Origin of the sequence: Shewanella sp. MF08487 (assembly GCF_050848685.1) — a bacterium.
Classification (GTDB): Bacteria; Pseudomonadota; Gammaproteobacteria; order Enterobacterales; family Shewanellaceae; genus Shewanella; species Shewanella glacialipiscicola.
Genome location: NZ_JBOZPB010000012.1, coordinates 1 through 14,713, shown reverse-complemented (window position 1 = coordinate 14,713; position 14,713 = coordinate 1). Strand labels below are relative to the sequence as shown.

The 14,713-nt window shown below is 44.4% G+C and carries 17 protein-coding genes and 1 pseudogene; 10 read left to right on the top strand and 8 right to left on the bottom strand.

Translation table 11 applies throughout. The annotated features are described in order from the left end of the window. Window positions 1–230: 230 nt before the first annotated feature. Together ACRN9H_RS10165 and ACRN9H_RS10160 are read left to right on the top strand one after the other, a co-directional pair. Window positions 231–1,199 carry a 4'-phosphopantetheinyl transferase family protein gene (locus tag ACRN9H_RS10165; RefSeq protein WP_432313553.1) on the top strand — a complete coding sequence of 323 codons (969 nt, stop codon included), beginning with the start codon at window positions 231–233 and terminating at the stop codon, window positions 1,197–1,199. Between the two features lie 88 nt (window positions 1,200–1,287). Further along, window positions 1,288–1,833 (top strand): hypothetical protein, encoded by a 546-nt coding sequence (locus ACRN9H_RS10160; RefSeq protein WP_432313552.1) that lies wholly within the window; start codon window positions 1,288–1,290, stop codon window positions 1,831–1,833. Between the two features lie 224 nt (window positions 1,834–2,057). Here ACRN9H_RS10160 and queF read toward each other — a convergent pair whose 3' ends face one another. Further along, window positions 2,058–2,915 (bottom strand): NADPH-dependent 7-cyano-7-deazaguanine reductase QueF, encoded by an 858-nt coding sequence (gene queF / locus ACRN9H_RS10155; RefSeq protein ID WP_432313551.1) that lies wholly within the window; start codon window positions 2,913–2,915, stop codon window positions 2,058–2,060. 59 nt (window positions 2,916–2,974) lie between these two features. On the opposite strand from queF, the gene syd reads away from it, so the two are divergent. Further along, window positions 2,975–3,625 (top strand): SecY-interacting protein, encoded by a 651-nt coding sequence (gene syd, locus ACRN9H_RS10150; protein WP_432313550.1) that lies wholly within the window; start codon window positions 2,975–2,977, stop codon window positions 3,623–3,625. 90 nt (window positions 3,626–3,715) lie between these two features. On the opposite strand, the gene ACRN9H_RS10145 is transcribed toward syd, so the two are convergent. The 3 genes from ACRN9H_RS10145 to ACRN9H_RS10135 form a co-directional block, all read right to left on the bottom strand. Next, the gene (locus tag ACRN9H_RS10145) at window positions 3,716–4,489 is read right to left on the bottom strand and encodes a Zn-ribbon-containing protein (RefSeq protein ID WP_432313549.1); all 774 of its coding nucleotides are present in this window, start codon (window positions 4,487–4,489) and stop codon (window positions 3,716–3,718) included. After that, window positions 4,489–4,872, bottom strand: coding sequence for a hypothetical protein (locus tag ACRN9H_RS10140; RefSeq protein ID WP_432313611.1), 384 nt, complete (start codon window positions 4,870–4,872; stop codon window positions 4,489–4,491). The genes ACRN9H_RS10145 and ACRN9H_RS10140 overlap by 1 nt, the downstream gene beginning before the upstream one ends. Window positions 4,873–5,325: 453 nt before the next feature. Continuing rightward, window positions 5,326–5,556, bottom strand: a complete 231-nt coding sequence (locus ACRN9H_RS10135; RefSeq protein ID WP_432313548.1) for a DUF2789 domain-containing protein — start codon at window positions 5,554–5,556, stop codon at window positions 5,326–5,328. 150 nt (window positions 5,557–5,706) lie between these two features. Here ACRN9H_RS10135 and ACRN9H_RS10130 point away from each other — a divergent pair, with 150 nt between their 5' ends. Both ACRN9H_RS10130 and ACRN9H_RS10125 read left to right on the top strand, forming a co-directional pair. Continuing rightward, a complete protein-coding gene (locus ACRN9H_RS10130; RefSeq protein ID WP_432313547.1) occupies window positions 5,707–6,354 on the top strand; it encodes a GNAT family N-acetyltransferase in 648 nt (215 codons plus the stop codon). After that, complete coding sequence (locus ACRN9H_RS10125) at window positions 6,338–6,643, top strand: DUF962 domain-containing protein (protein ID WP_259577292.1); 306 nt, start codon at window positions 6,338–6,340, stop codon at window positions 6,641–6,643. The genes ACRN9H_RS10130 and ACRN9H_RS10125 overlap by 17 nt, the downstream gene beginning before the upstream one ends. Before the next feature lie 1,741 nt (window positions 6,644–8,384). Here ACRN9H_RS10125 and ACRN9H_RS10120 read toward each other — a convergent pair. Further along, entirely contained in the window at window positions 8,385–8,771 is a 387-nt protein-coding gene (locus tag ACRN9H_RS10120) for a DUF3301 domain-containing protein (RefSeq protein WP_432313546.1), read from the bottom strand. Beyond that, on the bottom strand, window positions 8,768–9,781 hold the full coding sequence (locus tag ACRN9H_RS10115) for a DUF3549 family protein (RefSeq protein ID WP_432313545.1): 1,014 nt from the start codon (window positions 9,779–9,781) through the stop codon (window positions 8,768–8,770). Before ACRN9H_RS10115 ends, ACRN9H_RS10120 begins: the two co-directional genes overlap by 4 nt. Before the next feature lie 163 nt (window positions 9,782–9,944). Between ACRN9H_RS10115 and ACRN9H_RS10110 the strand changes: the two genes are divergently transcribed. Continuing rightward, a complete protein-coding gene (locus ACRN9H_RS10110) occupies window positions 9,945–10,265 on the top strand; it encodes a YqcC family protein (protein ID WP_263165815.1) in 321 nt (106 codons plus the stop codon). Further along, complete coding sequence (truC, locus tag ACRN9H_RS10105; protein ID WP_432313544.1) at window positions 10,252–11,097, top strand: tRNA pseudouridine(65) synthase TruC; 846 nt, start codon at window positions 10,252–10,254, stop codon at window positions 11,095–11,097. Before ACRN9H_RS10110 ends, truC begins: the two co-directional genes overlap by 14 nt. A 121-nt stretch (window positions 11,098–11,218) precedes the next feature. Here the strand turns inward: truC and ACRN9H_RS10100 are convergent, their stop codons facing one another. Then, window positions 11,219–11,413, bottom strand: a complete 195-nt coding sequence (locus ACRN9H_RS10100) for a hypothetical protein (protein WP_432313543.1) — start codon at window positions 11,411–11,413, stop codon at window positions 11,219–11,221. A gap of 124 nt (window positions 11,414–11,537) precedes the next feature. On the opposite strand from ACRN9H_RS10100, the gene ACRN9H_RS10095 reads away from it, so the two are divergent. From ACRN9H_RS10095 to purU, 3 genes are all read left to right on the top strand, one after another. After that, window positions 11,538–12,002 carry a flavodoxin gene (locus tag ACRN9H_RS10095; RefSeq protein ID WP_432313542.1) on the top strand — a complete coding sequence of 155 codons (465 nt, stop codon included), beginning with the start codon at window positions 11,538–11,540 and terminating at the stop codon, window positions 12,000–12,002. Then, window positions 11,954–13,435 carry a PTS transporter subunit EIIC gene (locus ACRN9H_RS10090; protein ID WP_432313541.1) on the top strand — a complete coding sequence of 494 codons (1,482 nt, stop codon included), beginning with the start codon at window positions 11,954–11,956 and terminating at the stop codon, window positions 13,433–13,435. The genes ACRN9H_RS10095 and ACRN9H_RS10090 overlap by 49 nt, the downstream gene beginning before the upstream one ends. 186 nt (window positions 13,436–13,621) lie before the next feature. Further along, window positions 13,622–14,488, top strand: coding sequence for a formyltetrahydrofolate deformylase (purU, locus tag ACRN9H_RS10085; protein ID WP_432313610.1), 867 nt, complete (start codon window positions 13,622–13,624; stop codon window positions 14,486–14,488). Between the two features lie 133 nt (window positions 14,489–14,621). On the opposite strand, the pseudogene ACRN9H_RS10080 reads toward purU, so the two are convergent. Further along, window positions 14,622–14,713, bottom strand: a pseudogene (locus ACRN9H_RS10080) (IS5/IS1182 family transposase); the annotation flags it as partial.

The window sequence follows — 14,713 nt, the reverse complement described above, 5'->3', positions numbered from 1 at the left end:
AATTCTCTTCGTAGGATAGATTAAAGCCGCTTTTTTGAGTTTACGGGGTAAAATAACCCCTGTTGGCTTAAGTCGCTAAGGTCTTATTGGTGACGAATTTGGTGTTATCGTTAGATTTTATCACCCTTAAACTGATAATTTCGCTATCACGCGACGATTTATCACGCGATTAAAATATCATACGATTTAAAGTGACTCTAAAACGTCGTTAACACTATATAAGATGAAGAATGAATCCAGATCATAACGCTGCAGTGTGTGCTCCCCAAAGCCAAAATATGACTGAGCATCAGCCGCAAAATACGGCAAAGCCTAACTCTGCCGTATCTGATGCTCAAACATTGGGCGAGAGCGAACGCAGTGCGAATGTGGGACTGTTTTTTATTCCGTTTAGCGAGATGTCACCGCTGCATACCGTACTGGCCCAGTCTTGGTTGAGTGATGATGAACTCGCTAAGGTCGCGCGTTATCGCGATCCCAAGGCGCAAATGAAGGGATTGCAGGTGAGGGCAGCGTTGCGGGCCGTGTTATCTCGCTATGCGGATTTATCGCCACACGAGTGGTGTTTTGAATATGGCGCTAAGGGCAAGCCGAGTTTAACGGCGAAATTGCAACAGCAAACGGGGCTTGAGTTTAACCTAAGCCATAGCGGCGATTGGTTATTGATTGGTGTGGTTCAGTTTCATGGCGTTGAATCTGGTTTATTTGGGGTCGATATTGAAAGATCGCGGCCGAAGACGGATATCTATCCAATCCTAAATCATTATTTTTCCGCCCAAGAAACTGCAACTTTGTTAGCTCTTGCCGATGAAGCGAGTCAGCGGCAGCGCTTTTTCGATTTATGGGCGTTAAAGGAATCCTATATTAAGGCGACTGGCCTAGGTCTAGCGCAGTCGCTTAAATCCTTCGGCTTTGATCTAAAGCCATTCGAGCAATTGGTGGCCGGATCGGTTGAGCTTAGATGCCAAGATGCAGCGTTGATGCCGTTCTATGGTGTGGCGCCTTTGCTGAGTGTCTATCCTAATATCCCGCTGCAAACTATTGATGCAAGTTCATTGTATTGGCAAACCTATTTTGGGCGTTTGACCGAGGAGTACCGTTTTGCCGTGAGCTTAGGGCATGCTGGTAACACAGAGATTTCCATAATGCTAACGGCGCAACTGAGCAGCATAGAAGCCTTATTTGCCAATTATGGTTAACTGGTCTTATTCATCTTCGGTTAAACATTGCTGGGTATAGTTACGCCCATAATATTTTGAATTTGAATGAAATAAATGAGGTTTAACAATGAAACGGATTAAGTGCCTAATACCTGCCACTATGATGGTGTTGCTATCTGGTTGTGGTTATTTTGGTGGCGATGAAAAGCAGCAATTAGAGCAGGCTTGGTTAGCCCAAGATCCACAGTTGCAGCAAGTGGTTGAGCAAATTCGTGCCAATGGCTTAGATGTTGTGGCGCAAAGCGCGGCAGCTGGCACTGTTTCGGCCTGTGTGGCTGAAAAACTCAGCCAAGATCCGCTGGGTAAGTTAGTCAATGTTGAAGGCTCGCTGGTGGAGTCGGCTAAAGTGGCAGAGCTGCTGGGGGACTTACAGAAAGTCATGGAGCAAGACATCAGTTTTGATCAGGTCGCGAGCTTGCTACAAAAGGGCGCCGATGCGGCGGCCTATGCTAAAAGTCTTATCGAGCAACAAGGTTTAGATCAAGCCTTACAAAGCCTTAAGCAAATGGCGCTCGCGAGTGAACAATTTGCCAAGCAAGACTTAGGGACACATTTTCAGCAATTATTGCTTGAGTGCAAAACTACAGAGCCAACGTCCACCTCAGTAAATTAAATTTTTATTTCAGTAAACAAATCGCCTTTAAGATAGTGCCTATAAGTACGAATGATCTTTCTCGATAAATAAACCTATGTTGAAGCGCTATTTCGTTGTTGAATCGCGTGGCGAATTTGGGATTATAATGGTTTATTAAAATGTTAACGCAATAAAAAGCCCTGATAATTCAGGGCTTTTATTGAGCGAGCCGCTTTACAGTAAACCTTTGATATTATCTTGATTTACTGTCTTGCAAGCCTGTGATTTTCACCGGGTTGCTCAAAATCGCTACGATAAGGGTTAATGTCTAAACCACCACGGCGAGTGTAGCGCGCATAAACAGTGAGTTTGGCGCAATGACAAAAACGTTTGAGATCGACAAAAATCCGCTCAACACACTGCTCGTGGAACTCGTTATGCTGGCGAAAAGAAATCAAATAGCGCAGTAGCTTCTCGCGATCGATTTTAGGCCCTTGGTAGCGGATCATCACGCTGCCCCAATCAGGTTGCGAAGTAATTAAGCAGTTAGATTTTAGCAAATTGGAATTGAGCGTTTCTGCAACAATTTGTTTTTCATCAGTACTGTTTTCTAAATAATCAGGATTAAAAGTATAATCACTAACTGTAATATCGAGATCGTCAATACAAGTGCCTGGTAACTCGATGATCCGCTGAGTGGCGAAGTTTTTTGGCTCGATAATCTTAATATTAACATCGCCTTGGGCGCATTGGCTTAGGTCCTGTATTAAGGTTTTTTGCAGTGAGTCTATGTTATCAAACTTGGTTTGATTAAAGCTATTGAGATACAGTTTAAACGATTTTGACTCAATCAGGTTCAGGCTTTCATAGCTCAAATACACTTCTACTATGGCCACCATAGGCTTACCTTTGGCATTTAACCAAGATAGTTCATAACCCGTCCAGATATCGGCACCATGAAATGGTAGCCTCTCTGTGAGTGCTATAGCGTTACGGTTTAGTGAGCGTGGAACCCCTTGTAGCAGCGACGCGTCATATTCAGCTTGATAGTCTGTGGCTTTACCTAACGTCAGGCCAACAAGCGCTTGCGCATCACTATAGGGATCGTGATTCTGTGTCATCAATACTGTTTCCATGTCAAAATAGGCATACATTATACCTGAAATTGGATTGTGCTTAAGTGTCTTGTCTGCCTGCACTCGATAAATTTTTGCAAAACTATCATAAAGCTTACTTAACGAGCTTAAGTGAACTACCGCGTTATTACCCGCAGGGTGAACCTTCTGTGTGTATTCAGGGCGAATTTCAACCCGAACTAGAACAGGCGGTTTTTTGGCAGCCGGTTAAACGCGAGGTCGAAGGGAGTTTCGCCAATGTTGAGCATGCGCTAGAATTAACTTTATGGCCAGAAATCAATCACTTTTATGGTCAATATTTCTCTGCACCACTATTATTTGACTCAAAGTGGGGCGCGGGTGAGTTATTGCAAGTATGGAATGAAAACGATTTTGATTGCCTGCAGCAAAACCTCATTGGTCATTTGATGATGAAGAAAAAACTCAAGCAGCCACCGACGTGGTTCATCGGTCTGTTAGATGATGGCGATAAAATGCTCACTATTGATAATAATGACGGCAGCGTATGGATAGAGCTACCTGGTGAGTTACCTTCGCAGCAATTATCACCAAGTTTAGCTGAATTTATCGGGGCGTTATCGCCACGGATAACACCGCCAGTAAAACATGAAGAATTACCTATGCCGGCCTTAGAACATCCCGGTATTTTAGCTCGCTTCAAACTTATGTGGCAAAACTTGATGGGTAAACGCTAGCTGGCGTGAGCGACGCTCACTTATCAGAGTGAACTCAAACTAAGTGTGGCTTATCTTAGATTGAGTTCTAGAGCGGGATACTATGTGATGTTATTGATGATCCCAAGACAGATTCGACACTATGCGGCAAGGCTCGCAGCGAAAATGAAACATATCTAACAGTGGTTCATCGAGTTTCCAATCATGACTGCCACAACGTGGGCAAGGTCGCGCTTTTTCTGAGGCCAAATCTTGGCCGCCGACGCGGTATAAGTAGTAATAGGTCGGGATCTGAGTGAGATATTCGATACGGCCGCGCAAATCCCAACCTCTGCGAAATAAATCACTGTCTGGACTCGATAATTCCTCAAGTGCGGCAAATTCTGCTTTGGTGGCCGCCGCCATTTGTAACTCGTCACAGGCTTGCCATTCGCTCTGCCAACGGATAATGCGTTTGTGATCGCCATTAAAGGTTGCTGGGAGTCGATATAAAGGAATGGGCAATAGATTATCGCCGCTGCGCAGGGGCGAGCACATGTGTACAAAGCTGGTATACAGAAGTTGCCAGCTCGGTGTGTCAGTATTGCTGACCTCAGAATTAATGTCCTGACCGATAAACTTTTCCCGCGGCGCGAGTAGCTTAGCGTCGGTTAACTCTGTTAACGCTTTTTTGACCCAAGGGCTGTGGTATTTGTGCGCTAAGCTGCCTTTTTCTGGCATTAACAAACGCACTCTAAATTCACCGTCATTAAAGGCGACCGCAAATTCTCGCCCTAAGATTTGACCGTTGGCTCGATAGGCTTCGAGAAGTTGATTAATGGCTTTTTCGGCTGCAGAAATAGTCGTGTCGGCGAAACATTCGAAGCGCAGTTCAGTGACAAACATTAAGCTGTTTTCCCTTGGGATTCTAGTAGGTTGATGCGTTGTTGAAGTTTGAGTAACTCATTTTTTAGTTGCACTATTTCTGCTGTTTGCTGTTCGGCATAGCGGTCAAAATGTGTTTGTTGCGTCAATAGGCGCTCAGCAAGTGTAATAAGAGTTATGGCGTCGTGAGTTATAGGTGCTTCTTCTGTCGGGGACGTTGCTTGCAACTCGGTTAAACGTTCTCGCTCCGCCTTAGGCATTGATTTAAATTGTTGTAAGCCTTGTATCAATATAGGCAAAGGTAAGCGGCTGCCTACGCGGGTTTTAATTAAGGCTAGGCTGGGGGTTTTGCCGCTGGCTTCGAGCGAACGTGCTGCCGCTAATACTTGGTCAATAGGACTCATCATTAGCAAAATTCCTTAAATTGTTGAATGTTTTTAATCAACTTTAATATCACTTTTTAAATAATGACCTAAAAAAATATGTCATTATTTCGGAAATTTATGTTGCGCTTAACTCGGTTTTGATAAAGCGAAAACCCGATTTAATCTTTATTATATAAGATGTTATCCGATGAATTAGCAACCGAGTCACTCAATTATTGCTAGTGTTTTTTTACTTAGCGCGCAAGCTTAGGTCCTAGTGGTTGTGCGGTCAATGTTGGCGAGGGCTACATTTAATAAGGTGAGCAACAGGAAGAGACTAATTAAAAAGATTTCAATGTTGTGTTATTGCGCTCAGTACCCTAATAATTAAGGAAAACCACTAAGGATATAATATATGCCAATGATTTTTTGGAATAATGTCTTAGTGGTTTTTGGACGCTGCTTAGCATCAACTATAATCGAGTAACCTTGTTATTTACGAAGCTGAGTGTCTAACTTTTCAATGAGTGGCGTCCATTGAGCATCTGCTTCTAGGGCTTCAGTTAGAAAACTCTTTTGGGCGGAGGTCCAAAAGGGGGCTTGATTTAGATGAATGTGATCATCAATTTCGTGGGTTTCAATAAACTGCGCTATAGCTTCATCGCTACTGTCTAAACCGAGTTGTTCGAATAAGTGGCTTAAGTCGACTTGAGTAGTGTCCATCATTATTTCCTTTTCAGTTATAGTGCCTGTGTTTAGAGTAAGCGTCTGATTGAAAAATGCAATCTATGATTAAAATTTGCACTTTGTCGTTTCCTTGATAAATTAACGGTTACTCATAAAAAGTGTGAGCTCATTCAAGGAAAACTCAGAATGGATAATCAGACCTTGGAAACCTATCGAGCAGTCTATTTGACTGCGGAAGATTTACGTATTGCAGCTTCTATTCTTTATAACGCTTATCACGATGACCCCTTTTTTATTGACTCACTTTTTACCTCAGATAAAGCCGCTTATGAGCAAAAACTGCGCGCCGCAATCAGGGAAGAACTCAATACGTTATGGCAACAAAAACAAGCAATCATTGGTTTATTCGACCATGAAAGACTGGTTGGGTTAGCCGGTGTAGTTACTCAAGAAGTGCCTTTAGGGGAAGGGCGTTATTGGCATTGGCGCTTAAAGATGTTGTTAGGTACAGGGTGGCAATCGACTCAAGCACTAATGAACAAAGAGTCCAGTATTATTGAACTTTTACCCAGTAAGCACTGCGGTATTTTGCAGTTTATTGCTCTTGCACCAAATGAACAGCACAAAGGACTTGGACATAAGTTAGTGCAAGCTGTGATGAGTTGGTGTGATGAGCAGCCTGATTTGGATGGCATTGGTGTGTTTATCGCTCAGGAGAACCACTTGCAACTGTTTACCCAGCATGACTTTGTATCCATAGGCGAGCTCACTATCGGCAGTGTCCATGGCCAGTTGTTATTCTATTCGGTTCAACAAGATGACTCACTCTTATAAACGGTTCGCCGATTTCTATCCTTTCTATTTATCCCAACACCAGCACCCGACTTGCCGGCAATTACACTTTGTTGGCAGTTGCTTAGTCCTGCTGCTGATTGGCATTGCCTTGGTTTCACAAGCCTGGTGGCTATGTTGGTTTATTCCTGTTGTTGGTTATGGTTTTGCGTGGGTGGGACACTTCGTATTCGAGAAGAATCGACCCGCGACATTTCAGTATCCCTTTTACAGTTTGATGGCTGATTGGGTAATGTTTGCTCAGATGATCAGCGGCTTTTTTAAGCGTTAAAAAAGCCGTCCGAGTGAGATGCCCATGCCCGTGTGAGAGATCGCTTACAAACGCTGTAGGACATAATGTTTTCTTTTTGATTGTTTTTTGTTCCATTGTGTTTAATTTTAAATAGAATCATTTACTTATGTTTATTTAGTTTATGTTTGACCGTAATTTCTTTTGTAGTCCGTTCTTTGAGCCGAACAAAAAAGTTAGGGTTAACGTAGAATTCACTCATGGCCAAAGCAAATGTATAGCAAGGAAAGCGAAACAGGCCAAAGGGACGCAAGAAGCAACGAATTAAGATTTCAAGGTTGAAATCGCTGACGGTAGGAAAACTGTCATTCGCCTAGGATAGGCTAAGGAAAAGCAGGATTGCTTTTCAAGGATGATTAGAGACAGTGAGTCGTATCGTCAGGATGATGAATTTCAGGAAGAATACAGGACACGCTTAAGGATTAAGCATGAACTCGAGACAGGATGTGTCGAGATAAGGATAAAGTATAAGGGTGAACAGCTTGTACTACTCTATGGAAGACAAATTTTTGCAGGATGCAATAGGAAAAAGTCATAGGAAGTGACAGGCTCTGTAAAATGGATTTACAGGTCAAAGGACTGAGTGTTATCTCACGCAAGTTTGATACACAGGGACGAAAAGGGATTACAGGGACGACGCAGGACGCAAGCAGACGCATGGATGGTGCAGGGAGCACAAATCGAGCAGGATGGCTTACAAAGGATAAATGGGGCGCACTTTAGTTGCGCCCTTTTCTTTGGTTCATTTTCAGTATTAATCTCGCTTTGCCAAGCTATAACGCTATTCACATTGACTTTGTAACTCTGCTTAAAGACTTCTCACCGTAAAGCATGTTCACCAGTCTTACTTCTCTTATTGCCTAATGATTTACTCTCTGTGTTGACTGTGTTTGGGTCATGCGCCGAATACTTGTCGAATTTTGAGCGATAGCGGTTTATGCATAAGTCCTTCAGGGGAGAACATCTAGCACTTGCTTACTTTTGATTCGAATTGCCATCCTCCGTGTAAGAGATCTCTCACAAGTATGTAAGTAATTTGTAAGTCCAAAGGGTGGTTATGTCTTGGGGTTGGTTATTATTTTTATTTATATCAGTCGGTTAGTCTATTTTTTGTTAGTTGAGCTCACCATCTTCGTTAACATTTTAAATAATCCACAATGAGTACTTTCGTTGGTTGGCGTAGAATTCATCTTGTAGAAGGAATTGCGGGCAACAGGATGTTGGCGATCAGGATGATTGAACAGTGACTAAGGAATGTGACTTAAGGAAAGATAGGGATATAGGCCTTTCAGGATGAAAGAGAGCCAATACCAAGGAAGGGAGACTATCAAGGATTGATAGACTCATTGCATAGGATGGCAATGGCACAGGGAATACAATTGAATGGATGCAATACCCGTTTCATGGATGATGATGGAACCGCTCAGGAAAGAGCAAGCTTGGGACTGGATGACCAAGAAATAGGGAAGTACACAAGTACAAGGACCTCAAGGATTGAGCAGGGATGAAGCAGGACGCAGATTGACGCATGGATGGTGCAGGGAGCACAAAAATAGCGGGATAGCTTAACAGAGAATAGGAGGGCGTGGCTTTAGGGCCGCGCCCTTTCTTTTTTAACTTTTACAGTGAGTTATTTTTTAGCCGTATTTACGATAAAAAAGAATGATGTCTTGCTCTCTATGTTGGCCCACATTTTATTTGAGCCAACATTGTCGATAAAAGCTTAATGGCATTTGCCTGAGTTGCAACCACTTTGCGTACCACAACCGCCAAATTTACCCTGCGCTGTCGGCGCTTCTTGCCATTCTGGCTCTGGGAAGATGGGCCATTCTATTTTTTGAATTTTCTTGCCTTGCATCCAAATATGGCCACTGTACTGGTTAATGCCGTCGGTGCTGAATTCAAATAAATATTTCGCTTTCCAACAAATCCCCGTGGTGCCGCCAATACTTGGGCGGGCGGTTTCCATTGCTATGGCTAACAGTTGCACTTTTTGTCGCCAACATTCTTTTTCGGCAAAAATACGGCTCAACTCTGCCATTTGGCGTAACTGCCAAAAAAATGCGGCAATCACGACGAGGCCAATAATTAACAGTAAATCTGACATCATTTGCTTGCTGCCTTAAACAAACCACCTATGGCTTGTGATAGTTGAACGCTTCGATTGGGGTTTCTTAATTCGCCTAGTAATTGATTGCGCAAACTAGGAATAGCCACAATATCAGCAAAGACCTGATTAAAAAAGGCTTGGGGCTGCAGTGCTAGGGCTTCTAAGTAAAGACTGCGACTTGAATCTTGTTTTAATACCGACCAGTTACGCCCGGCAATGCTGATGAGGGCATTGGTATCTAAAGAGGCTTGGCCGTGTAGATGCTCAAACGCCTTTTGGCTGTGTTTGGCGCTAGAAGCCAAAGCCCGTAGGAAATAGGCTTGGTGTTCTGGGGCTGCATCTTGAAGTTTTGCGAGAATTTTATCGGCGAGCGTGTCGCTAATCAGTAAGTGTTCAAGACATTGACACAGGGCGATTTGCACTTCGATGGCGGCTGTATCAAAACTCGATACTAATTGCTGCTCATGATCAAATTCATTGGCGCGCGCACATACATCGGCTATGCCTTGCATTCCAATATGTTGCCATTGTGATGGGGCAACTTGGCCTGACAGATATTGCACGGCAAACTCGTATTGTGATGAAGCGCGTTGGCCAAGTTGTTTACGAACGAGTGCGTTGAATACGGCGAGTTTTTCCTGGCTTGGCTTGAAGTTAAACGGATTATTCGCGAGTCGTTCTTGCTGCTCATCACTGAGTGGCTGAGTGGGATCTTGCCCTAATGCCGCTAATATCATTTCGATAAATTGTGAGCGAGGCGCGGGCGACAGTAATCCTTGCTCATCTAACGCCAGCTTTAGAAACCAAATAAAGTGCTGCTGGCTAGCATCCCAAAAGACAATAGCAAATTGCGCATTCCCTTGAATAGGGTAAGGATAAGGCGTAGCGAGAGATTCGATTTGGTGAAATGCGAGCATATCAATATGTTGCACCCTACGGCCAAGATCATACACTTGGAACTGGGTTTTGGCTGTGGTTAAAAACTGGCTTAAAGTTGTAATTTCAGTCATTTGGCTGCCATATCAATCAAAGAGGCTCAATAAATTGGCGCCATTATAGGGGGAAGTGCGTCTGGATGGTATGATTGCGGCACTTTAATCGACCTATTCGGCCAGTGAATTGTGGGAAGTTTTCGAATCACACAGGGCTAATATGAGAATGGATCTGAAAGCTATGTTATACAGTCAAACCCAAGCTAAATTGGCTCAGATTACCCACGCGCTGCAAGCGGCCGAGTTGTGGTCTGAGCAAGCGCCTTCTGCCGCTGCAATGGCAAGCACAGCACCTTTTGCCTGTGATCTTATGCCCCTTGAGCAGTGGCTGCAGTTTATTTTGCTGCCTAGAATGCAGACTTTAATCGAAACGGGGGCGCCATTGCCGACTCAAATTGCGATTGCCCCTATGGCTGAACATGTTTGGCTGGATATACCCCCGCGCCAAACTTTAATTAGCCTATTGAATGAATTGGATATGTTGTTAAATGAATCAAGATGATATCTGGCTTGAAACGCCTGAAAATGCTGTGAATGTATCCCAAGAGGATGATTCAGAAGAGCAGGCGCCTGAGATTGAAATTCTTTATGAAGATGAGCACTTAGTGGCAATTCATAAACCCGCAGGCTTATTGGTCCACCGCAGTTATTTAGCGCGTCGGGAGCGATTTTTTGCCATGCAGCTGACCCGTGACTTAGTGGGCTGTCATGTGTTTCCTGTACATCGTCTTGACAGGCCGACATCCGGCGTGCTCTTGTTTGCCAAGAGTAGTGAAGTGGCCAATGCTCTGTGTGAGCAATTTGCCTCCCATACGGTTGAAAAACAATATCTGGCTTTAGTGCGCGGTAATATGCATGAGAGCGGTATTTTAGACTATGCACTCAAGGTTGAGTTGGATGAGTTGGGCGATAAGAATGCCGATCCCAACAAAGCGGCACAGGAGGCTGTGACGGCGTATGAGCCACTGCTCAATACTGAAATTCCGTATCAGTCAGGCCGATATCCCACTAGCCGATTCGCACTGGTACGCTTGAGCCCTAAAACGGGGCGTAAGCATCAGCTCAGAAGGCATATGGCGCATCTACGCCACCCCATCGTCGGTGATACCACCCATGGCGATGGTAAGCAAAATGCATTTTTTCGTGAGCATTTCGGTATTAATCGCCTGTGGCTTATCGCAAAAAAGCTCACCTTTACACATCCAATAACTCAAACTCGGCTCAGCATAGAAACCGAGCTCGAGCCTGATTGGGAAACCGTGTTTGCCGAGCTAGGTTGGGACGAGGCGACTTTGAGTCAGCAAGCTGAGTTATTCATCGCCCAAGAGGCGTGAACAGTAAGCGGCCAATGCTTGATATGGTGATATCAACTTAGCCGCGTGAATAAAATTAAGAGCATTCACTTCGCTTTGTTATTGAAACTAAAGTCATCGAATTTAAAACTAGGTGGATTACTTAATCGAGGAGTTGTGGCGTTTGTGCTGTTTGCGGCCGCAGCTCTTGCATCATGACGGCTAAGGTTGAGAATCCAGAGGTAAGCGCGAGTGGCGAAGTGAGGTTTTGCTGGGCGGAGTGGAAATAATTTTTACGTCGTGTTTGGATAGTTTTGTAGTGTTGCTTGAGGTGTTTTTGGCGGGCGGACTGTCGCATCAGATATTTCCTCATGCTCAATGACTTGATTTATAAAAAATTTACGCCTTAGTAGCTTGCCCATAGACTCAACAATAACGTAAGGTCAGCCTATTAAGGTTTGCAATAGAATGTGGAGTGTATCATGAAAAAGGTGAATCTGGTGTTTGGCACTGTGTACGGAAGCGCACAATTTACTGCAGAAGCCCTAGAGAAAGAGCTGCAAATCCTCGGTTATGATGTGACATTATGGCAACCCGATGCGGTCGTAAACTTTATTCCTCCGCAGGATGAATTGTTAATCGTGATTACGTCAACGACCGGCCAAGGAGATTTACCCGAGGATATTCAACCTTGGTATCATAATCTTAAAACTCACTCGCCCTATTTACCGGCGCTTAAATATAGCGTGATAGCACTGGGCGATTCAGGTTATGAGACTTTTTGCGGCGCGGGTAAATCTGTAGATGCACTCTTGAGTGAACTTGGCGCTAAGCCGCTGGTGGAATTATTCGAAATTGATGCCTGTGAAACCATGGAACCTGAGGTTGAAGCAATAAAATGGCTAGAACGCTGGAATCAAGTCGTCAAAACCGAGCTCGTCGCTTAGGTAGTTTCGTCAATCTACAGTGGTTTAAATTTGCCCAGCGCTTAAGCCAAGCGCTGCTTATTCCTATTGCTATTTTACCCGCCGCTGGGGTTATGCTTGGCTTAACTGTTAGTCCAATTCCTTTTATGCCCGAAGAGCTGACAGTGCTGATGCTGGCGGTAGGCAAACTCATTTTCGCCATTATGCCGATGTTATTTGCCGTGGCTGTCGCTATTGGTTTTTGTCGCGATCAAGGCATTGCCGCCTTTACGGCGGTGTTTGGTTATGGTGTGATGACGGCGACGTTAGCCGCACTGGCCGATTTGTATCGACTTCCAACCCAACCTTTATTAGGAATGGATACCTTAGATACTGGGATTGCAGGTGGCATGATGCTCGGTGGTATCACTTGCCTTGCAGTCCGTTGGAGTCAATATATTCGCTTGCCTGCGATTTTCTCTTTCTTCGAGGGACGTCGCAGTGCATCTTTACTTATTATTCCCCTAGCGATGAGCCTAGGTTATGTACTCGCCCATGTGTGGCCACCCTTAGCTTTATTGATTGAGCGGGTATCCGACTGGGCGGTTTATCAAAAACCAGCCATCGCCTTTGGCGTGTATGGCGCATTAGAGCGGTTACTTATTCCCCTTGGGTTGCACCATATTTGGAATGCGCCTTTTTACTTAGAGGTGGGCCAATATCAGTTATTGGGGCATGAAGTCGTTCGTGGTGAGGTGGCGCGCTATTTAGCGGGCGATCCGCAGGCAGGAAACCTTGCCGGTGGTTATCTGATTAAAATGTGGGGTTTGCCAGCTGCGGCACTGGCAATGTGGCGCTGCGCCGATCCCTCAGAGCGCAATCGCGTGGCGGGTATTATGCTCTCGGCGGGGGCGGCCAGTTGGTTAACTGGGGTGACAGAACCTATCGAATTTGCCTTTATGTTTGTGGCGCCAATCCTATTTATCATTCATGCCTTACTCACTGGGCTCGCTTATTTTGTCTGTATTATGCTGGATATTCACCACAGCATAGTATTCTCCCAAGGGCTGGTGGACTTTACGCTGCTATTTCCATTGTCCCGTAATGCCAGCTGGTTTATTTTCCTCGGGCCTTTAACCGCCATAATATATTACCTGTTGTTTAGGCTGAGTATTTTAGCCTTTAATTTGAAAACGCCCGGCAGGCTTGAGCATAACGACAGTAAAGGACCCAAAGAAAGTTTACGGGCGATTATTGCGGCGCTCGGCGGGCGTGAAAATATCGTGGAGCTGAATGCCTGTTTGACTCGTTTACGCCTAAGCGTGCACCGACCTGAGTTAGTCAATAAAGTACGTTTGAGTCAGTTGGGGGCAAAAGGGGTGATCGTTATGGGTAAAGGCGTACAGGTGGTTTATGGCACGAAGGCAGAAAACCTGCGTAAAGTATTACAGCGTTATTTAGATACACGTGGTTAAGGAAGTAACAGACGCCGCAATAATTATATTTTTACAACATAAATAGCTTAAATTTTACATTTTATTGATTCAAGCCTCTGAAATATCATTTTTATTTTCGCATTATAGGGTTTTCATACTGTTCAGCATGATTTGCTATGGCAAACTCGATGTAGGGACAATATAGGAGAGCCAACTTTGCAACAGATGACTGAAACTCACGGTAATACTTCGCCATCCATAGAACGTAAAATCTTACTGACGGATTGCGCTGATGCCCAAGGCCTCATCGCTAAAATCACCAGTGTTTGTTTTACTCATAAACTGAATATCATTAAAAATAGTGAGTTTGTGGATAATGCCCAAGGGCGTTTCTTTATGCGAACTGAGTTAGAGGGTATTTTTAACAGCGAACTGTTATTGCAGGATCTGCGTGACGTGCTGCCTACGCAAAATCATATGACGTTAGTTAGCGCGGGTAAAAAACGCATTGTGGTGTTAGTCACAAAGGAAGCGCACTGTTTAGGCGATCTGTTGATGAAAGCCTATTACGGAGGTTTAAGTGTCGAGATTGCCGCTGTGGTGGGCAACCATGATGCGCTGCGCGAACTGGCAGAGAAGTTTAACATCCCCTTTCATCTGATGAGCCACGAAGGCTTAGACCGAATTCAACACGAGCAAGCACTGTTGGCCGCGGTATCTCAATATGAGCCAGATTATCTGGTGTTGGCTAAATACATGCGGGTGTTAACCCCTGATTTTGTGGCGCAATATCCCAATCGAATTATCAATATTCACCATTCCTTCTTACCCGCCTTTATCGGCGCTGCGCCCTATCGACAAGCTTGGGAACGTGGGGTGAAAATCATTGGCGCGACGGCGCATTTTGTGAATAATTGCCTCGATGAAGGGCCGATCATCAAGCAAGACGTGATTCCCGTCGACCACAGTTATAGCGCCTTAGAAATGGCGCGAGCAGGGCGCGATGTAGAAAAAAGCGTCTTGAGTAAAGCACTGCAATTAGTATTGAATGAACAAGTGGTTGTGTACGGTAATAAGACCGTCGTTTTTTAAAGCGGTAAATAAAAATGCCAAGACAAAATCTTGGCATTTTTATTGGTATTTGAAGTTACACTCAAATTTACAGCAGTTAAACACTAGCAGTTAAATGATTAGGGTCTGTTGATCTTTGCTGTACAAATGTTGCTCAGCAATACATCGGCAGCCACATTAACATAAACGCCAGTGACACCATACTGGCGTAATTTCTTGCTAGCTTGTCATATCTTGTTGATATTG